The organism is Gordonia sp. J1A, from assembly GCF_055393515.1.
Map to the genome: position 1 here is coordinate 2347923 of NZ_AP041607.1, position 26657 is coordinate 2374579.

A 26657-nucleotide genomic window follows, 5' to 3' on the forward strand; every position below is an offset into this window, starting at 1 on the left:
GGTGGGACGCACTCACGGTACCTGAGTGCAGAGGGGATCCGGGAGCGCTGCGAGGCGCCGAAGGTCAGGGCCGCATCACTGCGCTGACGTTGTCATTCGATGCCGTCAGCGGATCGGCGCCGTTCATCGAGCCCTTGAGCATGCTCTCCAGCACGGCCTTGCCCATCGTCGTCTCCTGCGGCAGCGCGATCGGGTAGCGGCCGTCGAAACACGCGGCGCAGAGCTGGGCACGCGGCTGTTCCGTGGCGTTGATCATCTCGTCGATGCTGATGTACCCGAGCGAGTCGGCGTCGATGGCCTGGCGGACGCTCTCGACCATCGCTTCCTTGGAGTCCGAGCCGTTGGCGATCAGTTCCGCGGGCGAGGCGAAGTCGATCCCGTAGAAGCACGGCCATTTGACCGGCGCAGAGGCGATGCGCACGTGGACTTCGGCGGCGCCGGCCTCGCGCAGCATCCGGATGAGCGCGCGCTGGGTGTTGCCGCGCACGATCGAATCGTCGACCACGACGAGCCGCTTACCCCGGATCACTTCGCGCAACGGGTTCAGCTTCAAGCGGATGCCCAGCTGGCGGATGGTCTGCGAGGGCTGGATGAAGGTGCGTCCCACGTAGGCGTTCTTCATCAGGCCCTGCCCGTAAGGGATGCCCGACTCCTGCGCGTAACCGACGGCCGCGGGCGTACCCGACTCGGGGACCGGGATTACCAGGTCGCCCTCGGCCGGACGTTCCCGGGCCAGCCGGCGTCCGATCTCCACTCGCGTCGAATGCACCGAACGTCCGTGGATGACGCTGTCGGGCCGGGCCAGGTAGACGTACTCGAAAACGCATCCGGCAGGGGTCGGCTCTGCGAAGCGCCGGCTGCGGACGCCGTCGGCGTCGATGGCCAGGAGTTCGCCCGGCTCGATGTCGCGGACGAAGGAAGCTCCCACGATGTCCAGCGCCGCGGTTTCGGAGGCGACGACCCACCCGCGGTCGAGGCGGCCGAGCGAGAGCGGCCGCACCCCGTGCGGGTCGCGTGCCGCGTACAGCGTGTTCTCGTCCTGGAAGGTGAGGCAGAACGCGCCCTTGACAGTCGGCAGCAGTTCCATCGCCGACTGCTCGAGCGTCTTGTCGGTCGCGCCGTGCGCGAGCAATGCGCCGAGGATGTCGGAGTCGGAGGTGGCCGTGCCGTGCGGCCCGCTGCCGTAGATGCCGAACTCCCGTGCCCGTTCGGCGAGTTCGGCCGTGTTCACGAGGTTGCCGTTGTGACCGAGCGCCACGGCACTGCCGGCCGCGGTGTTGCGGAAGATCGGCTGGGAGTTCTCCCACGTCGTCGATCCGGTGGTCGAGTACCGACAGTGACCGACGGCGACGTGACCGACCATCGAGGCAAGGGTCTGCTCGTCGAAGACCTGACTCACCAGCCCGAGGTCTTTGAAGACCAGTACCTGCGAGCCGTCTCCGACGGAGATGCCGGCTGCTTCCTGACCGCGGTGCTGAAGAGCGTAGAGGCCGTAGTACGTCAGCTTCGCGACGTCTTCCCCGGGTGCCCAGACACCGAAGACACCGCATTCCTCGCGGGGCTCGTTCTCGGGCTGATCCGCATCGGGGCTCGGGTGCGACGGTCCGCCACATCCGGTCTGATTCAGCAGGTTCGGAGAGTGAATCGACATCTCGGTCACGTAATACGCTCCGGTTTCGTGGGCTGGGCGGGCGTTACCGTTACCACAGTCTACGGCTTCGCTCGGGACAACTCGAAATCCAGCGCGGCGCGCGCTGCAGCGCCGCGCTGGGAGCCGCTAGTTCAGCGGGACCACCGGCAGTCTGCTCGCGACGTCGCCGGCGCGGTGTCCGGAGACGCTGATCCGGTGCGCGGCGAGCGCGTCGTCGAAGTCGAGGAGTCCGGTGGCCAGCAGCAGCCATTCGCGCGGCGACGACTCGACCACGTTCGGCGGGGTGCCGCGGGTGTGCCGCACCCCTTCGATGCACTGGACCGCGACGAACGGAGGAACGCGCAGTTCCACCGAGTTGCCGGGAGCCTCCTGCGCGACGGTCCTCGCAGTGAGCCGCACGGCCGCGGCCAGCGCCGACCGCCCCGGCGCGGGCGCGGTCTCGTCGCGCAGCCAGTCCGCGACGGCGAGGACGGCCGCGCGTGTCTGCGCCGGATCAGCTCTGTCTCGTGGTGCCACGGCATCACCAACGCCGACGAGCCGGCGACCATTCCCCGGACCGCCCGCCCGCGGCCCCCGTCACACGGTGAACGGTGCCGTCACGCGATGAACGGAGCCACCGTTCCGCGCTCCACGATCTGCTCCACCACCTCGTCGTCGGTCCGCTCCTGACCGATCCGCAGGGTCTTGTTGGCGCCGTGGTAGTCGCTCGAGCCCGTCGCCAGCAGTCCCAGGTTCGACGCGATGTCGGCCAGTTCGGCGCGCGCCGCATCGTCGTGGTCGGGATGGCGGACCTCGAGGCCGGCGAGTCCGACCGCGACCAGCGACTCGATCACGTCGGCGGTCAACACCGTCGCCGCGGCCCGGGCACGCGGATGAGCGATCACCGGGACACCGCCCGCCGCGGCGATCATCTCGACTCCCTCCACCAGGGAGGTCGACCGCAGCGCGGTGTAGTGCGGACTGCCGTCGTGCAGGAGTTCATCGAAGGCCTCCCCGACCGACGCGACGACTCCCGCCTCCATCAACGCCCTCGCGATGTGCGGGCGGCTGATGCTGCCGACTCCGGCGATCTCCCGCACGCGCGCCAGCGTGATGGGGTAACCGGCGGTCACGAGGTTCTCCACGATCCGCGCACCGCGGCCCGCGCGCTCGTCCTTCATCCGCTGCCACTCGCCGGCGACCCCCGCGTCGTCGCGATCGAAGAGGTAGCCGAGCAGATGCACCGACACCAGGCTCCCGTCCTCGCGCGGATGCTTGGTCGAGAACTCCGCGCCCGGCAGCACGCGCATCCCCGACCGAACCCGGGCCGCGATCTCGTCCCAGCCGGCCGCCGTGTCGTGGTCGGTCAGTGCGATCGTCCGCAGGCCCGCCTCCCGTGCGGCCGCGAGCAGTTCCTCCGGAGTGTCGGTGCCGTCGGAGAACGCGGTGTGGGTGTGCAGGTCGGCGGTCATCTCGGGTGCCATGCGAACACTGTAGTCAGCGGTCGAATGGCCCGAACCCTCGCGCACCGGGGCCGTCTCCGGCACGATTGCCGCATGGGCGCCGAAGTGAGCCATCAGAAGTTCAGTGGAGCCGATCGCGTGCGCTTCCGGGCGCAGGTGTCCCGGGGGACCGAGGCCATCGCGCGGATGCTGACCGACGGATTGTTCACCGATCACGGCCGGCCACCCGAGCCGCTGCTCGGCATGGAGGTGGAACTCAATCTGATCGACGAGAACGCCGAGCCCGCGATGGCGAACGCCGAGGTGCTCGATGCGATCGCCGATCCGGATTATCAGACCGAACTCGGCCAGTTCAACATCGAGATCAACGTCTCGCCCCGGCCCTTCGTCGGCGCCGACACGGTGGGGCTGGAGCAGGGGCTGCGCGCATCGCTGAACCGCGCGGAGGCACGCGCGGCCTCGACCGGCAATCATCTCCTGATGGTCGGCATGCTGCCGACTCTCGGCCGCGAGCACTTCGCGCACCAGTGGATCTCCACCAACCCGCGCTACAGCCTGCTGAACGAGCAGATCTTCGCCGCACGCGGAGAGGATCTGGAGCTCGACATCACCGGCGTCCCGATGGTGATCGGCGGACCCGCCGAACGCCTGGCCACCACCAGCGACTCGATCCTCCCCGAGGCCGCGTGCACTTCTCTGCAACTGCACCTGCGGGTGGCGCCCGAGGACTTCGCCACCCATTGGAACGCCGCGCAGGCGATCGCGGGCGTGCAGGTGGCGATCGCGGGCAACGCACCGTTCCTCGACGGGAAGGCGCTCTGGCACGAGACGCGCATCCCGGTCTTCGAGCAGGCGACCGACACCCGGCCCCTCGAACTCAGGAACCAGGGGGTCCGGCCGCGGGTGTGGTTCGGAGAACGCTGGATCAACACCATCTTCGACCTGTTCGCCGAGAACACGAGATACTTCCCCGCTCTGCTCCCGGTGTCCACCGACGTCGATCCGCTAGCCGAACTCGACGCCGGCCGCATTCCGGAACTCGAGGAGCTCCGCCTGCACAACGGCACCGTGTACCGCTGGAACCGGCCGGTCTACGACGTCATCGACGGCCGCGCGCACCTACGCGTCGAGAACCGGGTGCTGCCGGCCGGTCCGACCGTCGTCGACGTGATGGCCAACGCCGCGTTCTACTACGGTCTGGTGCGCGGACTCGTCGAGAGCGAACTGCCGGTGTGGTCACAGATGTCCTTCGACGCCGCCAGGGAGAACCTCGCGGCCGGAGCGCGTTGGGGATTCGGCGCACAGCTGTACTGGCCGAACATCGGATGGGTACGACCCGACGAACTGGTCCTGCGTCGTCTGTTGCCGATCGCGGAACGCGGACTCATCGCCTACGGGGTCTCCGATCGGGCCAGGCGACGCTATCTGGGAGTGATCGAGGGGCGCGCCGCCACACGTCAGTCCGGATCGGTCTGGCAACGAGCGGCGGTCCGGGCCCGCGAGGACGCCGGCGAGTCGCGCTCGGCCGCTCTGCGCGGAATGGTCCGCGACTACGCGACGCTGATGCACGAGGGCGAGCCGGTGCACAACTGGCCGGTGTGACGCCCGCTCAGCCCCGGCTCACCAGCCCTCGTCCGGTCACCAGCGGCATGTCGAGCGCCGTGACGAGCCCCGGCTCGGCGGCCACCACGGCGGGTACCGAGTTCACCAACCGCATGGCGGTCACGATCATGCCGGAGACGTTGTGGTCGCCGTGGCGCGCGTGATGCGCGACTTCCACCCTCATCTCCGGCTCGCCGCTCACCACGATGCGGTAGCAGCCGTCGCCGTCGGCCGGACGCGGCCAGTCCGGACACTGTTCGGGATGCGTGCGCGTGTAGTGCTCGAGGACGACTCGGTCGACGCCGTCCACCTGACCGATCACCTCGAAGTGCAGGGCGGCCATCGTGCCCGCCGGAATCGGCACCGACACCGTCTCGTAGTCTCGGTCGGCGGCGATCCGCTCATGGCGTTCGACGAGCGGCTCGTCGAGCGTCAGTCCCAGGCCCGCGGCGATCTGCCGGACCACGCTGCCCCAGCCGAGGGACAGCACTCCGGGCGTCAACAGCATCGGCTGATCGTTCATCGGCTTGCCGAAGCCGAACAACTCCCCCATCACCACCGGCTGCCGGTACGTGGAGTAGTCGGCGATCTCCAGGCATCGGACTTCGTCGATCTCCTGCGACAGACTGGTGAGTGACAGCGGCAGGACGTCGTTCGCGAATCCGGGATCGATGCCGTTGACGTGCAGGCTCGCGCCGCCGGTCCGGGCGGCGTCGACCACCGACTGCACCATCGCATCGGGCAGGACACCGTACGGGTACTGCAGGATCACCGGCCCGGAGGAGACGACGTTGATTCCGGCGGCCACGAAGGCGGTGAGGTCGGCGATCGCCTCGGCCACCCGATCGTCGGTCATCGCCGTATGGACGATCGCATCGGGACGCAGCGCCAGCAGCGCGTCACGATCCGAGGTCGCGACGACTCCGAGGTCGCGATCGAGACCGGCCAGCCGCCCGGCGTCCACTCCGACCTTGGCCGGGTCCGACACCCACACACCTACCAGTTCCAGGTCCGGATGCGCGTCGATGCCGGCGATCGCGTGCCTGCCCACGGTTCCGGTCGACCATTCCACGACTCGCAATGCCATGCGCGCCAGGGTAGGCGGCGGCCCGGCCGCGCGGACCCCGTTCAGGAAGACGCGGTGGGCAGCCAGTTCCCGTGGAAGCCCGCGGGCACGCGTTGCGGCAGGTCCACGTACGCGATGTCCTCGAGTGTCTGCGCGTCGAGGACGGCGAGCCGTGTCGATTCGTTCGCCATGTCGGTCACCAGTCCGATGACGGCACCGTCGCCCTGTGCGGCGTCGGAACTCCGGGGCACGAAGGTGAATTCGCCGGCGAACACGCCGTCGCCGAACCTGCGCACGACGGGCTCGCCGAGCCTGCCGCCCATCCGGGCCAACAGCGAACCGAAGAGCCCGCCGCCCTCGTCTCCGACGACCCACCCGCAGTCGTGGGCCCGGCCCACGAAGCGGTCGTCCACTCGGGGGAACTCGACGGCGGCGTCCCACAGCTGCTCCCGACGGCAGGTCCGGCGCAGCGGGTCGAGGGTCCACCGCTCCATGCGGTGCCCGCCGTCGATGGGCCCGGTGCGGTCCCGATCGAAGGTGCGGTCGTGCACCGCGAGGTCGATCACCACGGCACCGTTCTCCTCGTGCGCGTTCATGGGGTGATACACGAAGCACGGGTCGACGTCGATCCAGACGACGTCGGCGTCGCCGCCCTCGCGCGGCATCAGCCCTACCCGAGGTCGGTAGTCGGGGTCCCAGCTGTACGGCAGAGACCCTGCCCGATTCCGCGGCAGACGCTCCGACAGCAGGTGGGGCATCGGCACTCGCCCCACGACTGCCGACATCGCGAGTTCGGCGATCGGCCGGAGCCTGCGCGGAACGGCGGACGAGGCCGCCGTCTCCACGTCGAAGGTCACCGGAAGGTCGTAGATCACCACCGTCGACTCGGTCAACGAGAACGCGTGCATCATCGGGCTGCCGCCGACGGTGATGTCGACGCGGCGGCGTTCGCGACCGTCGACCCCGATCACCGAGTATCGGACCTTGTTCCCGAGCCCGAAGTGATAGCTGACCGAATGCAGCTCTCCGGTCGCCGGATCTTCGAGCGGGTGCGCGGTGTAGCCGCTGCGGACCGTGCCGTCGAAGTCCCAGACACCGAGAGTGTCGAGTTCTTCGGACAGTTCCGCGCACGGCAGCCCCGCCTCCACGAGCGCCAAGGTGTGCCCCTGAAACCCGATCACGTTGGTGTTCGCGCCGAGGCCGTGCAGAAAGGCCCGGCCGGCCGAGTCGGGTGCGGGCCTGTTCAGTCTGCGTTCGGTGGCGGGCGAATCGACCCAGCGGTTCCGGTACCAGAGAGCGTCGCCGCCGCTGAGCCGGACGCCGTGCACCATTCCGTCACCGGTGAACCAGTTGTACGTGTCGGGGTCGACGTCCGCGATCGGGTTGGGACCGTTGCGCAGGTACCGGCCGTCGAGCCAGTCCGGCAGCGTTCCCGTCACCGGGAGCGCGTGCTCGGTCAACTCGGCGCGCACCGGTGCGTACTCGCCGTCGAGAAATCGGTTCGTGGTCATTCCCGTCACCTCCAGGTTGACTATAACATTGTTATACCGCGATAATAACGCTGTTATGAGCAATAGTGAAGAGGCACGTCCCGATCCCGTGCGCGAGACTCTGTCCGCGGCCGCCTACCGACTGGTGACAGAGCAGGGTGTCGAGGCCTTGACCGTGCGCAGACTCGCCCAGGAGGCAGGCACCTCGACGATGGCCGTGTACTCGCGGTTCGGCAGCATCGGGGCCGTCGCCGCCGAGGTCTGCGAGCGCGGATTCGCGGAGTTCGGCGATGCGCTCTCGGCCGCCGGCCGCACCGACGAACCGCTGACCGACCTCATGTGCCAAGGTCTGGCCTATTTGCAGTTCGCCACCGACCATCCGCTGCTCTACACCCTGATGTTCCAGTACTCCTCGCCCGAGTGGGCGGCCTCGCAACGGAAGGCGCTGCTGCAGCACGGGAATCCGACCGACTCCCCGATGGGCCGCGCGGCATTCGGGGTGATGGCCGAGACGATCCGGCGGGTCGCGACCCCGGAGACCGACGACGCCGCACTTCTCATCCGATCCGGCGTCGCCTGGAGCACCGTGCACGGCCTCGCGATGTTGTCGATCGCCGGGCACCTGACCGGCGCGCACGATCTCGTCGCCCGAGGCGCGCTGATCTCGCTCGCCGTGGGTGGCGGGACGCCGCGGGAAGAGGCCGAGCGGGCGTTGGACGCCGCGATGGCGCGGATGGCCGACGGCTGACCGCGGAAGGAACGGCGGCTGCGCGCCGAAATGGGGCTTCCGCTATCGGAGCACTCGCCCGTCGCCGTCGCGAACGGACCCGGTGAAGATCATGATCGCGTCGACCAACACCCAGATTCCGAGACCGACGAAGAGCACCAGTCCGATACCGAAGATGAATGACGTCACAAACGCCAGGAACCACAGCACGAGTTGTCCCGCGGCGACGCCGTGGGTGCCGATGTACCAGCGTCCGATGCCGAACCCGCCCAAGAACAACTGCAGCAGCCCGGCGGTACGACCACAACACAACCGTGTCGACCGAACGACCTACTGCCGTAATCGCCCGACTCGCCTGTCCGCCTTCACTTCTCCGGACCGTCGTGGCCTCGCAGATCGAGCAGCGCGGACCGCACCCGCGCGGTGTCCGCATCGGTCCAGCCCGCGGGCTGGGTCACTGCGATCCAACCGTCGAGGATGACGGTGCCGTAGTTGTGTCCGTGTCCGTCGGGTACTCCGGCCGCATTGCCCAGGTCCGCGCTGACCTGCCAGAACGTGACAATCGGGTACCACCGCATCGCGGGACTGCGGTCGCCGGCGGCGGGCTCGGAAAGCCAGTCCGGCTTTTGGTAGAGCAACTCGGGCGACCACCAGACCACGGGATCGGACGGGTGCTGGATGTACAGCACCCGCGGCGCGAGCCAGGGATCCGGATTGCGGCCGATGGCCGCCGCGTCGTTGGCGAAGCGGACCACCAGCCCGTTCGCGTAAGTCGGCTCCGCCTCCGGGGTGCCCGGGTCACGACGGTCGACGAGCGCGCGCCACAACGGATTCGAGTCGGGCGGCCCGACCCACAGAACACCGTCGACCGTCGAGCGGATCGCATTCAGATCGTCGAACGCCCCCTCACCCGCCTGCGTGCCGAGGCTCTCGCCGTAGACGAACAGTTTCGGCCGGTGACCGGGCGGCTTGGTCAGCCACCTGTCGTGCACCGCCGTCACCAGGCGGCGTCCGGCCTCCGCGGCTTTCTCGCGGTCGGCGAGGAACGAGACCCAGCTCGGCAGGTACGAGTACTGTGCCGCGACCAACGCACTGTCGCCGTTCGCGACGAGTTCGAAAGTCTGCGCGGCGGTCGGATTGACCCAGCCGGTGCCGGTGGTCGGAATGATCACGAGCGTCTGACGATCGAAGGCGCCGGTCCGCTCCAATTCGTCGACTACCAGCTTCATCTGCGCGTCCGGGCCGTCCGCCGACTCCAGACCGGCGTAGACGCGGATCGGCTCCTTCGCGGGCCGGCCGTTGTACTTGGCCAGTTCGGCCGCTCGAATGCCTCCGGAGACGAAGTTCCGGCCCTCGAATCCGAGGGTCTCCCACCGTGCCGCGGACTGCGGGCTCCCCGACTTCTCGGCCAGGGAGGGCTGCACCGCGCCGTCGCGCGTGGTGTCGTTGGTGGCGCTGAAGACGGCGTTCATCGCCGCGTAACTGCCGCGCAGCGCGACGCCGTCGATCAGCGTGTACGTCACGACCAGCATCACGATGAGCGAGATCACCCCCGCCACCCGCCGCGGGATGCGGAAGATCCGGTTGATGGTGCGCGCCAGCCACCGGCCGACGTCCCGAAGCACCCGGAACACCGCGACGATCGCGACCGCGATCACCAGGCTCAACGCCATCGCCCGCAGATAGCCGAGGTACGACGGAGGGTCGGTTCCCATCAGGTCGGCGAGCTGGGCCTGCGACCGCACGCCGTAGTACAGAGCGACCGTCGAGGCCACCGCGCACAGGATGGGGACGCCGATGCGCAAAACGCGACGAACGCGGGCCGGCGGCGGCCACCAGGCGACGCGTGAGAGAACCAGCCGCCCGATCGCGAAGGCCAGCAGCGAGCCGACCGCGTAGCCGGTCGCCGCGGCGATGCCGCCGATGAGACCCTGAAACGCCCAGAGCCGAGGAAGCAGCGAGGGCGTCAGCGACCAGATGTAGAAGACGGTCCCGATCGCCAGCCCCGGCGCGTCGATGCGCAGTACCCGCATCGTCCGGGTCACCGCCGATCCGAACCACATCGACGAATGACGAACGGCGGCGCGCGGAGTTCTCCGCGGCGCCGCCTTCGTCAGTCGCTCACCGTGACCCAACGGCTACCCGAACAACCGGGGCAGCGTTCCCTCGTGCACCTCGCGCAGTTCGTCGAGCTTGACCTCGAAGTGATCCTGGACCTCCAGCGCGTCGCTGCCCTGATCCACGACACCGATGCGCGTCCACGGCATCTGCCGGGCGTCGAGCATCGCGCAGAACCTCGACTCCTCGGTGCGCGGCACGGCCACCAGGACGCGCCCCGCCGATTCCGAGAACAGCGTCACGAACGGGTCGGCGCCCTCGGGCAGCAGAATGCGGCAGCCGGTCTCGCCCGCCAGTGCGGCTTCGGCGACGGTCTGGATCAGACCGCCCTCGGAGACGTCGTGCGCTGCGGAGACAAGACCGTCACGCGATGCGGCGACCAGGATCTCGCCGAGCAGACGCTCGCGTTCGAGGTCGACCTTCGGCGGCACGCCGCCGAGATGATCGTGCTCCACCTGTGCCCAGATCGAGCCGTCGAACTCGTCACGGGTGTCGCCGAGCAGGATCAACGTCTCGCCCGGCTCGGTGCCGATGTCGGTCGGGATGCGCCGGCGGACGTCGTCGATCACACCGAGCACGCCGACGACCGGTGTCGGGAGGATCGCGGTGGAACCGGTCTGGTTGTAGAAGCTGACGTTACCTCCGGTCACTGGGATGCCGAGTTGCGCACAGCCGTCTGCGAGACCGCGAACGGCCTGGCTGAACTGCCACATCACGGCGGGGTCCTCGGGAGAACCGAAGTTGAGACAGTTGGTGACGGCGCGCGGGCCGGCACCGGAGACCACCACGTTGCGGTAGGCCTCGGCCAGTGCCAGCTGGGCGCCGGCGTAGGGATCGAGATAGGTGTAGCGACCCGACGTGTCGGTGGCGATCGCGATGCCGCGACCGGTCTCCTCGTCGATCCGGATCATGCCCGAGTCCGCGTGCTCGGCCAGGACGGTGTTGCCGCGCACGTAGCGGTCGTACTGCTCGGTGATGAACTTGCGGCTGCACAGCGCCGGGCTCGCGAGCAACTTGAGGAACGTGGCGCGCAGTTCGTCGGAGGTCTGCGGGCGCGCCAGACCCTCGGTGGTCGAGGCGACCACGTCGTCCTGCCAGTCGGGGCGTGCGACGGGTCGTTCGTACACCGGTCCCTCGTGGGCGACGGTGCGCGGCGGCACGTCGACCACGGTCTCACCGTGCCACGTCACCTCCAGGTGCTCGCCGTCGGTGACCTCGCCGATCACCGTGGCGAGGACGTCCCATTTGCGGCACACCTCCATGAAGGCGTCGACGTTCTCCGGGGTCACGACCGCGCACATGCGCTCCTGCGACTCCGACGAGAGCACCTCCGCCGGGGTCATGCCCTCGGCTCGCATCGGCACCTTCTCGAGCTCGATGTGCATGCCGCCGTCGCCTGCCGCTGCCAATTCGCTGGTGGCACAGGAGAGTCCGGCACCGCCCAGGTCCTGGATGCCGACGACGAGACCTGCCTTGTACAGGTCCAGGCAGCACTCGATCAGCACCTTCTCGGTGAACGGGTCGCCGACCTGCACGCTCGGCAGCTTCTTGCGGCTCGGGCCGTTGCCGCCGTCGTCGTCAAAGGTCTCCGACGCCAGGACCGAGACGCCGCCGATACCGTCGAGTCCGGTGCGGGCGCCGAACAGGATGATCTTGTTGCCCGTGCCCGATGCGAATGCCAGATGCAGGTCCTCCACGCGCAGGACGCCGGCGCACAGCGCGTTCACCAGCGGGTTGCCCTGGTAGCTGGGGTCGAACACCGTCTCGCCGCCGATGTTGGGCAGACCGAGGGAGTTGCCGTAGCCGCCGATGCCGCGGACCACGCCGTCGACCACGCGCCGGGTGTCGGGCGCATCGGCCGCACCGAATCGGAGCTGGTCCATGACCGCGATCGGCCGCGCGCCCATCGCCATGATGTCGCGGACGATGCCGCCGACGCCGGTCGCCGCGCCCTGGTAGGGCTCGACGTAGCTCGGGTGGTTGTGCGACTCGACCTTGAACGTGACGGCCCATCCGTCGCCGACGTCGACCACGCCCGCGTTCTCGCCGATCCCGGCGAGCATTCCCGCCCGCATCTCCTCGGTGGTCGTCTCGCCGAAGTAGCGCAGGTGCACCTTCGACGACTTGTAGCTGCAGTGTTCAGACCACATCACCGAGTACATGGCGAGTTCGGCGTCGGTGGGACGGCGGCCGAGGATCTCCCGGATCCGGGCGTATTCGTCGTCCTTGAGACCGAGCTCGGCATAGGGCTGCGGCTGATCGGGGGTATCGGCGGCGTGGGAAACGGTATCGACCTGGGCGCTCACGGCGACCATTCTATGCGAGGTCACGCGGGTGGACGGCCACGCCTCCGGCCGGGGTGCGCGAGCACCACCGGGATGCGGCGCGCGGGTGCCCTCTGCTGGGAGTTCGCGCGGTCCGGCCCCGCTTGTCGGAGGGTATGGATACAGTTTGCGCACACCAGGTTCGGGGGGACCACATGGCCGAGGGGCAGATTCTATCCACGCGCGCTCTATCCACGCGCGGAGCGGCAGACGCCAAGTCGCCTGCCCGCGAGTACTTCATCGCCGGGCTCACGGCAGCCGGATTCCTGACCGGCGGCGGGCCGCCCGATCCGAAACGAGCCGAGGCGGCCTTCACCCGCGCCACCGAGCTCGACGGCGCACTCGGCGACGCCTGGCTGGGACGGGTCGCCGTCGGCGATCGATCGGGTCCGGTGCTGCTGGGGCTGTACCGAGCGCGCGATTCGATCGGCGCCGAGCAACGCCGCTTGGGACTTCCGACCGGTGTGCTGGCCGGGCATCTGCCGAGCGGGATGTTCATCGACCTGCCGATCACCGGACCGGCGGACGCCGCCGCGGCATATGCGGCGTCCCTGCTGGCCGGCGGAGACGTGGCCGGCGCCGAGGACGTACTGGCCGAGATCGAGCACGCCGACTCGACCGCCGACTTCTGCCGCGGCATTGTCGAGCTACGCAAGCGCCGTTGGCGCGATGTCCTGCGGACACTCTCCGTCTCAAGCACGTGGAACGACGAGTATCTCTGCGCCGCAGCCGACTTCATGATCGGAACGGCCTGTGTGCAGTTGGGCCTGTTCGAGGAGGGGCTGCGCAGACTGTCGAGCGCCGGGGACTCGGCGCTCACCAATTGCCGGCCGCAGGCCCTCTTCACGATGGGGCTGGCCCTGCGCGCACAGGGCGACGAGTCCGCTGCCCGGTCTGCGTTCGAAGAGGCCTACGCCCTGGACTCACGGCTCACCGACGCCGCCCGCGCGCTCGCCGATCCGTCGCTGCAGCTGACGGTCGATCGCGCGGTCGAACCCGCCGGCGGCCCTCGCGCCGAACGGGGGCGCGGCGTCGACGAACCCGCGTTGCGGGAGGTGTCCGAGGAGCTCGCCGCTCAGATCGGGCTGGCACCGGTCAAAGAACAGGTCGAGCGGCTGCGCGCGGCGGTCACCCTCGCGCAGTTGCGATCGGAGAAGGGACTGCGCACACAGTCGCGCAGTCTGCACCTCGCCTTCACCGGACCGCCGGGGACCGGTAAGACCACGATCGCGCGTCTGGTCGCGCGGCTGTACCGTGCGCTCGGTCTGCTGTCGACGGACACGGTCGTCGAAGTCAGTCGAAAAGACCTCGTCGGACAGCACCTGGGCGCCACGGCACCGAAGACGTCAGCGGTCGTGGACTCCGCCCTCGACGGTGTGCTGTTCATCGACGAGGCGTACACCCTCGTCCAGGAGGGGCTCGCCGGCGGCGACGCCTTCGGCCGCGAAGCCGTCGACACGCTGCTCGCTCGCATGGAGAACGACCGGGACCGCCTGGTCGTGATCATCGCAGGCTACGACGACGACATCGACCGACTCCTGTCCGCGAACGAGGGTCTGGCGTCCCGCTTCGCCCGCCGGATCCGATTCAACTCGTACACACCGGGTGAGCTGATCCGGATCGCCGAATCGATCGCTCAGCACCGGGACGCCCGGCTGTCGGCGGAGGCGACGGCGATGCTCGAAACAGAGTTCGCCGACCTCTACGGCCTGATCCATGAGGGCCGCCGCGCATCGGATACCGCGGGCAACGCCCGTTTCGTGCGCAACGTCGTCGAAGCCGCAGAGGAGGAACGCGAGCTGCGGCTCGCCCGGACCGCCGAGCTCGCGATGCTGACCGAATCGGATCTGATGACCGTGACCGGCGCCGACATGCGCGCCGCACTGGCCCAGTTCGCCGATATCGGCGCCGTCCCCGCCGACGACGACCCGGATGACCGATTCGCGTAGCCTTTCAGCCGACGAACAGCTGGCTACAGCCCCAAGTCGCGCATGATCCGGTCGGCGATCTGCTTCGGTGACCCATCGCCCGGGCGCACCACCAGGTCCGGACTCTCGGGCACTTCGTACGGAGAGTCGATGCCGGTGAACTGGGTGATCTCGCCGGCCCGGGCTTTCGCGTAGAGGCCTTTGGGGTCACGTGCCTCGCAGTCGTCGAGCGGAGTGTCGACGAAGATCTCATAGAACGGCAGATCAGCCGCTTCGTGAATCTCCCTGGCCCGCTGCCGCTCTGCGGCGAACGGGCTGATCAGCGACACCAACGCGATCGCTCCGGAATCGGCGAACAGCGACGCGACCTCCGCGGTCCGGCGGATGTTCTCGCGCCGGTCGTCGTCGCTGAAGCCGAGGTCGCCGTTGAGCCCGTGACGCAGATTGTCGCCGTCGAGCAGGTAGGCGGGCCTGCCTTCGGCGACGATCCGCCGCTCCAACTCGGTGGCGATGGTCGATTTACCGGACCCCGAGAGTCCGGTGAGCCATACGGTCGCGCCGCGATGCGACCGTCCTGCGCGCGTCACCTTGCTCGACTGCCACACCACGTGGCTGTCGTGTGCGAGCGGTGCACTGATCATGCCCGCGGCCACTGTCGCGTTGGTGGTCTCGTCGATCAGAATGAAACTGCCGGTGGCGCGGTTGCGGCGGTACTCGTCGAACATCACCGGATGCTGCGCGTGCAACGACAGCCGGCCGATCTCGTTGAGCGTGAGGGCCGTCGCGTCCTCGTCCCGATGGAGAGTGTTGACGTCGAGCCGGTAGTTGAGTCCCTGCACGCGCACGCGCGTCTCCCGGGTTCCGCAGAGCATCACGTAGGTGTTGCCTGGAGCGAGAGCGGTGCTCTCGGAGAACCAGCAGACCATCGCGTCCAGTTCACGTCCCACGTGCGGGCGATTGTTGGGCCGCACCAGCATGTCGCCGCGCACGATGTCGATCTCGTCGTCCAACGCGATCGAGACCGCCTGGGAGGCGAACGCCTCCTGGAGTTCGACGCCGCCGGGTCCCCAGATCTGCTTCACCGTGGTCCCGAATCCGCCGGGCAGCGCGACGACCTTGTCGCCCACCGCGAACGTCCCTCCGGCGACGGTGCCGGCGAAGGCGCGGTGGTCGAGGCCGTCGCTGCGCTGCGGTCGGATCACATACTGCACCGGGAACCGCGCGTCGCGCAGGTTGCGGTCGGAGGCGATGTACACGTTCTCCAGATGGCTGAGCAGCGGTCGGCCGGTGTACCAGGGCATCGCCTCGGACCGGTCGACGACATTGTCACCGCGCAGAGCCGAGATCGGGATGAAACTCATGTCGCCGACGTTGAGCTTGGCCGCGAACGCGACCACTTCGTCGCAGATCTCCTCGAACCGCTCCCGCGAGTAGTCGACGAGATCCATCTTGTTGACGCAGACCGTCAAGTGCGGGATCCCCAGGAGCGACGATAGGAAGGCATGGCGGCGAGTCTGCTCGACCACGCCCTTGCGAGCGTCGATCAGGATGATCGCGAGGTCGGCGGTGGACGCGCCGGTGACCATGTTGCGGGTGTACTGCACGTGTCCCGGCGAATCCGCGATGATGAACTTCCGGTTCTGGGTCGCGAAGTAGCGGTACGCCACGTCGATGGTGATCCCCTGCTCGCGCTCGGCGCGCAGCCCGTCGGTGAGCAGCGCCAGATCGGCGTACTCGTCTCCGCGCTGGGCGCTGGTGCGCTCGATCGCTTCGAGCTGGTCGGTGAGGATCGACTTCGAGTCGTAGAGGAGCCGGCCGATCAGAGTCGACTTACCGTCGTCCACGCTGCCCGCGGTGGCGATCCTGAGCAGTTCCGCCGGAGCGATCACCTCGGTGTCGGCCGGGCCGGCCGCACGGTTGTCGGTGCGCATCAGAAGTAGCCCTCTTTCTTGCGGTCTTCCATGCCGGCTTCGGAGATCCGGTCGTCGGCTCGCGTGGCGCCCCGCTCGGTGACCCGAGTGGCGGCGACTTCGGCGATCACCTTCTCCGGGGTGTCGGCCTCGCTTCGGACACAACCGGTGCAGGTGGCATCGCCGACCGTGCGGAAACGAACGCGCTCGACGTGTGCGGTCTCACCCGGATAGGTCTCCAGGAAGCGCGTCTTCGCCAGGAGCATGCCGTCACGGGGCACCACCTCACGCTCGTGCGCGTAGTAGATCGACGGGAGTTCGATGCCCTCCTGGGCGATGTAGTTCCAGATGTCGAGCTCGGTCCAGTTGCTCAACGGGAACACCCGGATGTGCTCACCCCGCGCGCAGTGGCCGTTGTACAGGTTCCACAGTTCGGGCCGCTGGTTGCGCGGGTCCCATGCTCCGAACGAGTCACGGAAACTGAAGAACCGTTCCTTGGCGCGTGCCTTCTCCTCGTCACGTCGCGCACCGCCGAACACCGCGTCGAACCGATGCTCCGCGATCCCCCTCAGCAGCGCCGCTGTCTGCAGCCGATTGCGCGACGTGCCCGGCCCGGTCTGCTCGACCACCCGGCCGGCGTCGATGTCGTCCTGCACGCTGCTGACGATCAGCGACACCCCGGTCTGCTCGACCACCCGGTCGCGGTACTCGATCACTTCGTCGAAGTTGTGTCCGGTGTCGACGTGCATGAGCGGAAAGGGGACCGGCGCCGGCCAGAACGCCTTGCGCGCCAGATGGAACATCACCACCGAGTCCTTGCCCCCGGAGAAGAGCATGGCGGGGCGCTCGAAGGTGGCGCCCACTTCGCGGAAGATGTGGACGGACTCGGCCTCCAGTTCCTCGAGAGTCGTCAGCTCGTACCGTCGGCCGGTTCCGGCCGGGGCGGCCGGACGGGTCCCGTCGGGCGATGTGATCATCGACGCCACTTTCCTTGACTTGTCGAATATTCGACACTTAGTGTTGGCAATATGACAGCAACGGTAGGTGACGGACGCCCCGAGCGTCAATCGTCCCCGCCGACGCGCCGCGTGGTGGACGTGATGTCGCTCCTCGTCGAGCGCGCGGGCGATTCCCTCACGCTCGCAGAGGTCGTGCGAGTGACCGGCATCCCCCGCGGGACCGCACACGCGATCGCCACTCAGCTGTGCGAACTCGGCTGGCTGTCCAGGCGGCGGGACAACTCCTTCTCACTCGGCCCCGAGTTCCTCACCGTGTCCCGGCGCGCCGCACGTCTGGACCTGGTGGCGGCGAGCGCGATCCCCGCGATGCAGACCCTCGTCGAAGAGACCGGAGTGCCGGCGTTCCTCGCGCGCCGCACCGGCGATCTGGTGACCGTGGCCGATCAGGTCGTCCCGCAGACCGCTCCCGATTCCTGGGTGCCGCCGTTGCGCCGCGTCCACCTCCGACCGCCGCTGTGCCGCGAGTTCATCGCATGGTCGGACGAGCCCGAGCGCACCGACTGGCTGGCCGAGGCGTCCGCGGACCAGCGCGCCCGCCTCGCCGCCGTCCTCGACGCGATCCGCGATCGGGGCTATTCGATCGAGCGGATCACCGGACACCACCGCGCCATCATCGACACCCTGGGCAATCTCGACGAAATGCCCGCCCAGTTGCGATCGCGGATGTCGGAACTCGTGTCGGAACTATCGGCGATCGATTACCTGCCCGCGGAATTGACCGGCGAGGTGGGTGCGGTGAGCGTCGGCGCCCCCATCTTCGACGCCGACGGAACCGCGATCGGCGCGATCGTCTCCTGCCCCGATTCGACGATGCCCGCGGACGAGGTCGCAGGGCTCGGTGCCGCGACCCGTGCGGCCGCCGACGCGGTGAGCGCCGCCGTCCGCCGCTGAACCCAGGCGTTGCCCCACGTCACGAATCGCGCTAGATTTTTTACAAGACTTCATTGTTTTTATTAGGAGGACTGGTCATGCCCGACGTCACCCTGGATGTCCGCGAGATCCCCAAGCCCCAGCGCCACCCCAAGATCTTCGGCATCTTCGACTCACTCGACGTCGGCGAGGCGATCATCCTGATCAACGACCACGATCCGCGGCATCTGCACGACGAGTTCGACGAACGACTGCCCGGCGGATACGGCTGGGACTATCTGGTGCGCGAGAAGCGCGACTACCGCATCCGCATCAGCAAGACAACCGCGGCCCCGCCGCCCCGCCTGCTCGGCAACACCGCCGAGCTCACCGACGGACCGGTCGACGCCGCCGGCGTGGCGTGGAAGCTCGACTTCGACGGCCGCGGGCTCGATTCCAACCTGATCCGGCTGGCCCCGGGCGGCGGTATCGACACGCACCGGGGAGCGGAGGTGGACGTCCTGATCCACGTGGTCGCGGGGTCGGGCACCGTCGGCACCGAGACCGGCGATGTGGCGGTGTCCGCGGGCGATCTGCTCTGGTTGCCGCGGCGGTCGGAGCGATCGTTCACCGCCGGTCCCGATGGGCTGAGCTATCTCACCGTCCACACCCACCGCGAGCCCACGCTCACGATCGAGCCGCTCGGCACCGGGCGGTGACGACATGGCCTACGTGATCGCGCTCCCCTGCGTCGATGTGATGGACCGGGCGTGCGTGGAGGAATGTCCCGTCGACTGCATCTACGAAGGCGGCCGCAGCCTCTACATCCACCCCGACGAATGCGTCGACTGCGGCGCCTGCGAGCCGGTGTGCCCGGTGGAGGCCATCTTCTACGAGGACGACGTCCCCGACGAATGGACGCCGTACATCACCGACAACGCGGATTTCTTCGTCGAGACCCTGCCCGGCCGCGACGCACCGCTGGGCTCACCCGGCGGCGCGATGAAGCTCGGGCCCACCGGGGCCGACGCACCGCTGGTGGCCTCCCTCCCGCCGCAGGGCACCGACCACTGACCGCCGTGCGCACCACGATCCTGGACACCCTCCGCGCGGCGGCCGCGCCGATGACCGTCGCCGAAGTGGCGGAGGCGACCGACATTCCGCAGACCACCGTCCGCTTTCATCTGCGCGCACTCACCGCGGACGGGCTGATCGTCGTCGACACCGCCGCCCACGACGGGCCGGGCCGGCCCCGGCTCCTCTATCGGGCGCGCCCCGCGATGGACCCGTCCGGCCCTCGCAATTACGGGGTCCTGGCCGAGGTGCTGCTCCGAACGCTGGCCGACACGCCTGACGCGCCCGCGCGTGCGGTGGCCGCCGGTCGCGAATGGGGGGCGGCCGGCAGCTCGGGTTCCGACGAACCGGTCGAGGATCTGCTCGCCGTACTCGACGATCTCGGTTTCGCACCCGAAGCGGCGGGCGACCGGATCCGCCTGAACCGCTGCCCGTTCCTCGAACTCGCACGACGACAGCCGGCGCTGACCTGCTCGGTGCACCGGGGCATCGTGCAGGGCGTGCTCAGCAGGCACCACACCGACCTCCGCCTCGAGCGGCTGGACGCCTTCGTCGACGGCGACCACTGCTTGGCGGTCCTGGCGGGAGGCCGCCGGTGAGCCGGTTGAGCGTGGAGATCGACCTCTTCACTGCGACGGGGTCGGCCGCTGTCATCGCCGGCGGCTTGGTGGCCGCCGTGGCGCGCCCGCTCGATCTGGCGAAGGGCAGTTGGCTGGCGGCCTACCTGGTGCTCGTCTGCGGCGTCGCCCTCATCGCGATCGGCATCGCACAGCAACGTGCCCCGCAGCCGATGAGCGCGCGCTTCCACGCACCACAGCTGACGGGGTGGATCGCGGCGAACGCCCTGGTGATCGCCGGCTCGCTGACCGACACACCGGCCGTGGTCGACGTCGGGTCGATCCTGCTGCTCGTCGTCCTGGCCGCCACGTGGCGGGCCGGCCTGCGCCTTCTGGGGTCGAAGGCGCCGGCGGCGTACGCCTACCTCGCGGTCCTGACGGTCCTCATCGTGAGCGTGCCCATCGGGATGGTTCTCGCCTCCCGCTGACGGCCCGCGCCGGCGCCCGGCCTACCAACCAAGCACTTGCTAGGTTAGAGTCTGTAGGTATGAGCAACGCCGTCATCCCTCCCCCGTTGGGGCCCGACGACCTCGGCACCGACACATCGCCCGTCGCATACGAGACCGCCGGCGCCGTCGCCTATGTCACGCTGAACCGTCCCGATTACCGCAACGCGCAGAACTCGGTGATGACGTACTCGCTGGACGCGGCGTTCCGGAAAGCCGTCGACGACACCGAGATCAAGGTGATCGTGCTGCGCGCCAACGGAAAGCACTTCTCCGCGGGCCACGACATCGGCACCCCCGAACGCGACTTCGACACGTTCTATCCCAATGTGGCGACGCTGCACTGGGATCACACGCGCGGCGACGGCGAGCCGCTCGACAGCAACCAGCGACTGGCCCGCGAGATCGAGGTGTACATGGGGATGTGCCGCCGCTGGCGGGAGATCCCGAAGCCCGTCATCGCTCAGGTGCACGGCGCGTGCATCGCCGGAGGCCTGATGCTCGCGTGGTCGGCCGACTTCATCGTCGCCTCCGACGACGCCTTCTTCTCCGACCCCGTCGCCCGGATGGGCATTCCCGGCGTCGAGTACTTCGCGCACGCGTACGTCCTCGGGGCGCGGCGCGCCAAGGAGATCCTGTTCACCGGCCAGCGCTTCACCGCAGCACAGGCGCTGGACTGGGGAATGGTGAACCACGTCGTTCCGCGCGAGGGTCTGAGCGCCAAGGTCGACGAGCTCTGCGCGCAGATGACCGAGATGCCGATGCAGGGACTGTTCCTGAGCAAGAAGGCCGTCAACATCTGCGAAGACCAGATGGGGATGCGCAATGCCATGGACTCGGTGTTCGGCTGGCATCACTTCGCGCATGCGGCCAACGACGCCGATTCGGGGGACTCGCTCGGCGGCATGGACGCGCGCAGCATGCGCGACGCCGCGCAGAAGGGTGAGGCCTGATGGACCTGCTGTTCGACGACGCCGCCCAGAAGTTCCGCGCCGAGGTCCGCGCCTGGCTGGCCGAGCACGTGCCCGCCGACCCGCTGCCTTCGATGGACACCGCCGAAGGTTTCGAAGCGCACCGCGCGTGGGAGGCCGAGATGGCGGCCGACCGGATGTCGGTGGTCAGTTGGCCCGAGGAATTCGGCGGACGCGACGAGCCGCTGCTGCACTGGCTGATCTTCGAAGAGGAGTACTACCGATCGGGGGCGCCTGGCCGTGTGAGTCAGAACGGCATCTTCCTGCTCGCCCCGACCCTCTTCGAGCACGCGAGTCCGGAACAGCTCGCCCGCATCATGCCGCGCATGGCTCGTGCGGACGACATCTGGGGGCAGGCATGGAGTGAGCCGGAGGCCGGGTCCGACCTCGCGTCGCTGCGGTCCACCGCCACCCGCACCGACGGCGGCTGGCTGCTGAACGGGCAGAAGACCTGGAGCTCCCGGTCGAGTTTCGCCGACTGGGGGTTCGGATTGTTCCGCACCGACCCGGAGGCGCCCGCCGCCGGGAGCGAAGCGAGCGGGGCGAAATCGGGCCGGCACAGGAACATCACGTACTTCATGTTCGACCTGCGCAGCGAGGGCGTGACCGTGCGCCCGATCGCTCAGCTCGACGGTGAGGCGGGGTTCGCCGAACTCTTCCTGGAGAACGTCTTCGTGCCCGACGACCCCGACGACCCAGCCCACTCGGGCGTCATCGGCCAGGTGAACAACGGGTGGAAGGTCGCGATGAGCACCGCGGCCAACGAACGCGGACTGTCGTTGCGGTCGCCGGGCCGATTCCTCGCTGCCACCGATCGTCTGGTGAGACTGTGGAAGGAACGCGGCGCCGACGCACCGTCGACCGCCGCCACCGACAAGGGCGTCGCCGACGCCTGGATCGGTGCACGCGCCTACGAACTGTCGACGTATCAGACGGTCAGCCGGCTGGCGGCAGGCGGACAGCTCGGCATGGAGTCGTCGATCAACAAGGTGTTCTGGTCGCAGTGGGACATCGCCGCCCACGAGACCGCACTCGACCTGCAGGGCGCCGACGCCGAACTCGCCGACCCCTGGATGGACGGCTACCTCTTCTCGCTGTCGGGACCGATTTACGCCGGCACCAACGAGATCCAGCGAAACGTGATCGCCGAGCGACTCCTCGGCCTGCCCCGCGGAGACCGATAGACCATGGACTTCCTCCTCAACGACATCCACACCGACCTGGCGTCCACCGTCGCCGCCATCGGCGAGAAGGCAGGCGGAGCAGCGGTCGCACGCGCATGGTCGGAGGGCGACCGCACCCCCGCCCTCACCGTCTACGGCCGGCTCGCCGAGGCCGGAATCACCGGTCTGCTCGTCGACGACGATCTGGGCGGCTCGGGTGCCGGTGCCACCGAGATGGTGGTCGCCGCAGAGCAGATCGGCCGGTTCGCGCTGCCCGGCCCGGTCGCCGAGACCTTCGCCGCCGTCCCCTGCGCGCTCGCGGCTGCGGGCGCGTCCGATGCGCTGGCGGCGCTGCTGAACGGCCGTCCGGCCACCATCGCGACGTCGGCCACCGCCGGTCGCGCCGCGGCGCCGGTCGACGCGGACGTCTACGTCCTGCGCGACGGGGCCCTCTCTTCGGGGACCGTCGTCGCCGAACACCCGTCGGTCGATCCGACCCGGACAGTGGCCGACGTCGAGGCCGGAACCGAGCTCGGGACCGCGGACGAGAGGGCGGTCGCGCATCTCGGCGCGCTGGCGACGGCCGCGCAGCTGATCGGGCTGGGCGGCGCGATGCTCGACATCGCTTCGGAATACGCCAAGGCGCGCAAACAGTTCAACCGCGCCATCGGCTCGTACCAGGCCGTCAAACACCACCTGGCCGACGTCGCCATCGCCATCGAGATGGCCCGGCCCCTGGTCCACGGTGCAGCGGTGGGTCTCGATGGAAACGCGCCGGCGGACACCGATGTGGCGCGCGACGTCTCCGCTGCGAAGGTCGCCGCGGCGGATGCGGCGTACCTCGCCTCACGCCGGAGTCTGCAGGTGCTCGGCGCCATCGGATACACCGCCGAGCACGATCTCTCGCTGTACCTGACCAAGACCCGTGCGCTCGTGTCGGCGTGGGGCACTCCCGCCGAGCACCGCGCCCTGATCCTGGAGACCCTGTGAGCACTCACGAGAGCATCAGCGCCGAAGACCGCGCAGCCTTGGCCGAGTCGATCCGCGACGTGCTGCGCCGCCGATCCGATTCCGCCTCGGTCCGCGCCGCCATCCGCACGCAGGGCCGCATGGACCGCGCCGTGTGGGAGACACTCTGCACCGAGGTGGGAGTCGCGGCCCTCGCCGTCCCCGAGCAGTACGACGGTGCCGGCGCCGCCCTCACCGAGACCGCCTTGGCCGTCGAGGAGGTGGGCGCCGCACTCGCTCCGGTGCCCGTGTTCTCGTCCGCGGTTCTGGCCGCGGGTGCCGTCCTCGCCTCCGGCGACGACGACGCAGCCGCCCGGCTGCTGCCTGGATTGGCTTCGGGCGAACGCATCGGCGCCCTGTGCTGGGCCGACGCCGCAGGGTGGTCGACGCCCGGTGTGGTCGCCGAGGCGGGCCTGCTCAGTGGGACCGCCGGATACGTGATCGACGGCGAGTCGGCCGATGTCTTCCTGGTGGTGGCCGGTCGGCCGGGCGACGCCGGGGCTGCTCAGACGCTGCACGAGGTGGACGCGAATGCCGAGGGCGTCACCGTCACCCCGCTGCCGCTGCTCGATCCCACGCGACCGCTGGCTCGCGTCAGTTTCGACGAGGTGTCGTCGACGACCCTCGCGTCGCCACCGGACGTCGCCGAGCGTATCCGCACCCTGGCTTGGGCGATGTTGTCGGCCGAGCAGGTTGGCGGCGCCGCCCGGGCCCTCGAACTGACGGTGGAGCACACCACCTCGCGCAAGCAGTTCGGGCGGGCGCTCGCCTCGTTCCAGGCGCTCAAGCACGCGATGGCCGACATGTACGTGAAGGTGGAGGCGATGCGGTCGATGTCCGCCGCGGCGATCGATGCCCTCGTCCAGGGACGCGACGACGCGGCCGAACTCGCCGCCGCCGCTCACGTCTACTGCTCGGAGGGTTACATGTCGGTCACCGGCTCCGCCGTCCAGTTGCACGGCGGCATCGGCATCACCTGGGAACACGACATCGGCATGTTCTTCAAACGTGCCCAGGCCGACGCTCAGCTGTTCGGCCAGCCGCATCACGCGCTGGCCCGGGTGAGTCTGAGCGAACCTTCCCAGGCAGGTTGAGCGAGCCCTCCCCAGGCTCGTTGAGCGCGGCCCCCAGGCTGGTTGAGCGAGCGAAGCGAGTCGAAACCAACCCGCACACACCATGTCTCGACACGCCGCGCTCGCTACGCTCACACGCCTACTCGACAAACCTCGGAACGACGACGAGCGCCCCTCTCAGGCTCGTTGAGCGACCCCCCAGGCTCGTTGAGCGAGCGAAGCGAGACGAAACCAACCGCACACACCATGTCTCGATACGCCGCGCTCGCTACGCTCACACGCCCACTCGACAAACCTCGGAACGACGGCGAGCGCCCCTCTCAGGCTCGTTGAGCGAGCCCTCCCCCGGCTGGTTGAGCGAGCGAAGCGAGTCGAAACCAACCCGCACACACCATGTCTCGATACGCCGCACTCGCTACGCTCACACGCCTACTCGACAAACCTCGGAACGAAGGCGAGCGCCCCCTCCAGGCCGGTTGAGCGAGCGAAGCGAGTCGAAACCACAACGCGCGCAGCATGTCTCGATACGACGCGCTCGCTACGCTCACACGCCTACTCGACGAACCTCGGAACGACGACGAGCGCCCCCTCCAGGCCGGTTGAGCGAGCCCCCAGGCTCGTTGAGCGAGCGAAGCGAGTCGAAACCACAATGCACACACCATGTCTCGACACGCCGCGCTCGCTACGCTCACACGCCCACTCGACAAACCTCGGAACGACGACGAGCGCCCCCTCCAGGCCGGTTGAGCGAGCCCCCAGGCTCGTTGAGCGAGCGAAGCGAGTCGAAACCAACCCGCTACACACCATGTCTCGATACGACGCGCTCGCTACGCTCACACGCCTACTCATAGGCCTGGGGACGACGGCGAGTGTCCCCAACCACCGCGCGCAGACCCGCCCAGACAGCGCACCTACGCGAACGTCAGACCGATCAACACCACGTTGAGCACGACGATGGCGACTGCGGCGACAGCGGAGGCCCAGCGCAACGGGCGGCCGTCGGCGAACTCGCCCATCAAGGCCCGGTCCGCGGTGTAGCGACGCAGGGGAACGATCGCGAACGGGATCCCGAAGCTGAGCACCACCTGCGAGATGACCAGCGCCATCGTCGGATTCACACCCAGCGCCAGGACGACGACCGCCGGGATCAGCGTCACCGCGCGGCGTACGAGAATCGGAATCCGCCGCTTGAGCAGCCCTCCCATGATCGCGCCACCGGCGTACGCGCCGACCGACGTCGAAGCGATACCGGACGCGAGCAGACCGACGGCGAACACCGCCGCCACCACCGGCCCGAGCGCATCGCGTACCGCATCGTGCGCCCCCTCGATGCTGTCGGTGCCCTCGCGTCCATACAGACTCGACGCAGCGAGGACCAGGAGCGCGATGTTCACAGTGCCCGCGATCACGAGCGCGATGACGACGTCGATCCGCGTGACCGCGAGCAGCCTGCGCGTGCGGCCGGCGCCGATCGGCTGACCATGCCGGTCGATCACCAGGGACGAATGCAGATAGATCGCGTGGGGCATCACCGTCGCCCCCAGCATCGATGCCGCCAGCAGCACAGTCTCGGCGCCGTCGAGCCGGGGAACCATGCCGTTGATGATCCCGCCGGCGTCGGGCGGATTCACGAGCAGTCCGGCCAGGAAACCGAAGACGATCACGGCCAACAGCGCCACGATCGCAGTTTCGAATCGCCGCTGTCGGCGCCGATCGGCCATCGAGAGGATCGCCATCGACACCAGGCCGACGATCACTCCGCCGATCGGCAACGGCAGTCCGAAGAGCAGGTTGAGGGCGATCGCACCGCCGATCACCTCGGCGATGTCGGTGGCTCCCGCCACGAGTTCGGCCTGGGCCCAGAACAGCAGACGCGACCGCCGCGACAGGCGCCGCCCCAACGTCTCGGGGAGCGTCTTCCCCGTCACCACCCCGAGTTTGGCCGACTGATACTGCACCATCACCGCCATCACGTTGGCGACGACCAGTACCCAGACGAGGAGATACCCGTACTTCGCGCCGGCGGTGATGTTGGCCGCGACATTGCCGGGATCGACGTAGGCGATCGCCGCGACGAACGCCGGTCCCAGCAGGCCCACGGCGCGCAAACGAGTCCCCGACCCCCTTGTGCGAAGCATGTAATGAGGCTAGGCGTTCACCAATGATTCGGTCAACCGAA

23 protein-coding genes are annotated in these 26657 nt (G+C 68.8%); 12 read left to right on the top strand and 11 right to left on the bottom strand.

Annotated features, from left to right (window positions below; genetic code table 11):
• Window positions 1–64 precede the first annotated feature (64 nt).
• The 3 genes from purF to ACZ5QD_RS10970 all read right to left on the bottom strand — a co-directional run bounded on the left by purF (window position 65) and on the right by ACZ5QD_RS10970 (window position 3114).
• Window positions 65–1651: an amidophosphoribosyltransferase gene (purF, locus tag ACZ5QD_RS10960; protein ID WP_375003669.1), complete on the bottom strand. Its 1587-nt coding sequence runs from the start codon at window positions 1649–1651 to the stop codon at window positions 65–67.
• A gap of 126 nt (window positions 1652–1777) precedes the next feature.
• The gene (locus tag ACZ5QD_RS10965; protein ID WP_006895739.1) at window positions 1778–2167 is read right to left on the bottom strand and encodes a sterol carrier family protein; all 390 of its coding nucleotides are present in this window, start codon (window positions 2165–2167) and stop codon (window positions 1778–1780) included.
• An 80-nt stretch (window positions 2168–2247) separates the two neighbouring features.
• Entirely contained in the window at window positions 2248–3114 is an 867-nt protein-coding gene (locus ACZ5QD_RS10970; RefSeq protein WP_346075134.1) for a PHP domain-containing protein, read from the bottom strand.
• Window positions 3115–3186: 72 nt separating this feature from the next.
• Here ACZ5QD_RS10970 and ACZ5QD_RS10975 point away from each other — a divergent pair, with 72 nt between their 5' ends.
• Window positions 3187–4695 carry a glutamate-cysteine ligase family protein gene (locus ACZ5QD_RS10975; RefSeq protein ID WP_346075136.1) on the top strand — a complete coding sequence of 503 codons (1509 nt, stop codon included), beginning with the start codon at window positions 3187–3189 and terminating at the stop codon, window positions 4693–4695.
• A gap of 7 nt (window positions 4696–4702) precedes the next feature.
• Here ACZ5QD_RS10975 and ACZ5QD_RS10980 read toward each other — a convergent pair whose 3' ends face one another.
• On the bottom strand, window positions 4703–5782 hold the full coding sequence (locus ACZ5QD_RS10980) for an NAD(P)H-dependent amine dehydrogenase family protein (protein WP_464366747.1): 1080 nt from the start codon (window positions 5780–5782) through the stop codon (window positions 4703–4705).
• Window positions 5783–5823: 41 nt separating this feature from the next.
• On the bottom strand, window positions 5824–7272 hold the full coding sequence (locus ACZ5QD_RS10985; RefSeq protein WP_006895743.1) for a carotenoid oxygenase family protein: 1449 nt from the start codon (window positions 7270–7272) through the stop codon (window positions 5824–5826).
• A 55-nt stretch (window positions 7273–7327) separates the two neighbouring features.
• Here ACZ5QD_RS10985 and ACZ5QD_RS10990 point away from each other — a divergent pair, with 55 nt between their 5' ends.
• On the top strand, window positions 7328–7999 hold the full coding sequence (locus ACZ5QD_RS10990; protein ID WP_062365982.1) for a TetR/AcrR family transcriptional regulator: 672 nt from the start codon (window positions 7328–7330) through the stop codon (window positions 7997–7999).
• A gap of 42 nt (window positions 8000–8041) precedes the next feature.
• On the opposite strand, the gene ACZ5QD_RS10995 is transcribed toward ACZ5QD_RS10990, so the two are convergent.
• The 3 genes from ACZ5QD_RS10995 to purL form a co-directional block, all read right to left on the bottom strand.
• Window positions 8042–8257 (bottom strand): hypothetical protein, encoded by a 216-nt coding sequence (locus ACZ5QD_RS10995; protein WP_051999617.1) that lies wholly within the window; start codon window positions 8255–8257, stop codon window positions 8042–8044.
• 86 nt (window positions 8258–8343) lie between these two features.
• Entirely contained in the window at window positions 8344–10041 is a 1698-nt protein-coding gene (locus ACZ5QD_RS11000; protein ID WP_051999618.1) for an alpha/beta hydrolase, read from the bottom strand.
• 75 nt (window positions 10042–10116) lie between these two features.
• Window positions 10117–12411, bottom strand: a complete 2295-nt coding sequence (purL, locus tag ACZ5QD_RS11005; protein ID WP_045539527.1) for a phosphoribosylformylglycinamidine synthase subunit PurL — start codon at window positions 12409–12411, stop codon at window positions 10117–10119.
• A 164-nt stretch (window positions 12412–12575) separates the two neighbouring features.
• On the opposite strand from purL, the gene eccA reads away from it, so the two are divergent.
• The gene (gene eccA, locus ACZ5QD_RS11010) at window positions 12576–14369 is read left to right on the top strand and encodes a type VII secretion AAA-ATPase EccA (RefSeq protein WP_006895748.1); all 1794 of its coding nucleotides are present in this window, start codon (window positions 12576–12578) and stop codon (window positions 14367–14369) included.
• Between the two features lie 23 nt (window positions 14370–14392).
• On the opposite strand, the gene cysC is transcribed toward eccA, so the two are convergent.
• Window positions 14393–16279: an adenylyl-sulfate kinase gene (gene cysC, locus ACZ5QD_RS11015; RefSeq protein WP_006895749.1), complete on the bottom strand. Its 1887-nt coding sequence runs from the start codon at window positions 16277–16279 to the stop codon at window positions 14393–14395.
• Window positions 16279–17235: a sulfate adenylyltransferase subunit CysD gene (gene cysD, locus ACZ5QD_RS11020; RefSeq protein ID WP_006895750.1), complete on the bottom strand. Its 957-nt coding sequence runs from the start codon at window positions 17233–17235 to the stop codon at window positions 16279–16281. The genes cysC and cysD overlap by 1 nt, the downstream gene beginning before the upstream one ends.
• Window positions 17236–17286: 51 nt before the next feature.
• Between cysD and ACZ5QD_RS11025 the strand changes: the two genes are divergently transcribed.
• The 9 genes from ACZ5QD_RS11025 to ACZ5QD_RS11065 all read left to right on the top strand — a co-directional run bounded on the left by ACZ5QD_RS11025 (window position 17287) and on the right by ACZ5QD_RS11065 (window position 24499).
• Entirely contained in the window at window positions 17287–18168 is an 882-nt protein-coding gene (locus ACZ5QD_RS11025) for an IclR family transcriptional regulator (RefSeq protein ID WP_006895751.1), read from the top strand.
• 77 nt (window positions 18169–18245) lie between these two features.
• Window positions 18246–18845, top strand: coding sequence for a DUF2249 domain-containing protein (locus ACZ5QD_RS11030; RefSeq protein ID WP_006895753.1), 600 nt, complete (start codon window positions 18246–18248; stop codon window positions 18843–18845).
• 4 nt (window positions 18846–18849) lie between these two features.
• On the top strand, window positions 18850–19200 hold the full coding sequence (gene fdxA, locus ACZ5QD_RS11035) for a ferredoxin (protein WP_006895755.1): 351 nt from the start codon (window positions 18850–18852) through the stop codon (window positions 19198–19200).
• 5 nt (window positions 19201–19205) lie between these two features.
• Complete coding sequence (locus tag ACZ5QD_RS11040; protein ID WP_062365984.1) at window positions 19206–19799, top strand: helix-turn-helix transcriptional regulator; 594 nt, start codon at window positions 19206–19208, stop codon at window positions 19797–19799.
• On the top strand, window positions 19796–20245 hold the full coding sequence (locus tag ACZ5QD_RS11045; protein ID WP_062365986.1) for a hypothetical protein: 450 nt from the start codon (window positions 19796–19798) through the stop codon (window positions 20243–20245). The genes ACZ5QD_RS11040 and ACZ5QD_RS11045 overlap by 4 nt, the downstream gene beginning before the upstream one ends.
• A gap of 59 nt (window positions 20246–20304) precedes the next feature.
• Entirely contained in the window at window positions 20305–21216 is a 912-nt protein-coding gene (locus ACZ5QD_RS11050; RefSeq protein ID WP_062365988.1) for an enoyl-CoA hydratase, read from the top strand.
• Window positions 21216–22418, top strand: coding sequence for an acyl-CoA dehydrogenase family protein (locus ACZ5QD_RS11055; RefSeq protein ID WP_006895764.1), 1203 nt, complete (start codon window positions 21216–21218; stop codon window positions 22416–22418). The genes ACZ5QD_RS11050 and ACZ5QD_RS11055 overlap by 1 nt, the downstream gene beginning before the upstream one ends.
• Window positions 22419–22421: 3 nt before the next feature.
• Window positions 22422–23387 (top strand): acyl-CoA dehydrogenase family protein, encoded by a 966-nt coding sequence (locus tag ACZ5QD_RS11060; protein WP_375003659.1) that lies wholly within the window; start codon window positions 22422–22424, stop codon window positions 23385–23387.
• Window positions 23384–24499, top strand: a complete 1116-nt coding sequence (locus ACZ5QD_RS11065; protein ID WP_464366748.1) for an acyl-CoA dehydrogenase family protein — start codon at window positions 23384–23386, stop codon at window positions 24497–24499. The genes ACZ5QD_RS11060 and ACZ5QD_RS11065 overlap by 4 nt, the downstream gene beginning before the upstream one ends.
• A gap of 890 nt (window positions 24500–25389) precedes the next feature.
• Here ACZ5QD_RS11065 and ACZ5QD_RS11070 read toward each other — a convergent pair.
• The gene (locus ACZ5QD_RS11070; protein WP_045537452.1) at window positions 25390–26616 is read right to left on the bottom strand and encodes an Nramp family divalent metal transporter; all 1227 of its coding nucleotides are present in this window, start codon (window positions 26614–26616) and stop codon (window positions 25390–25392) included.
• Between the last annotated feature and the right edge of the window lie 41 nt (window positions 26617–26657).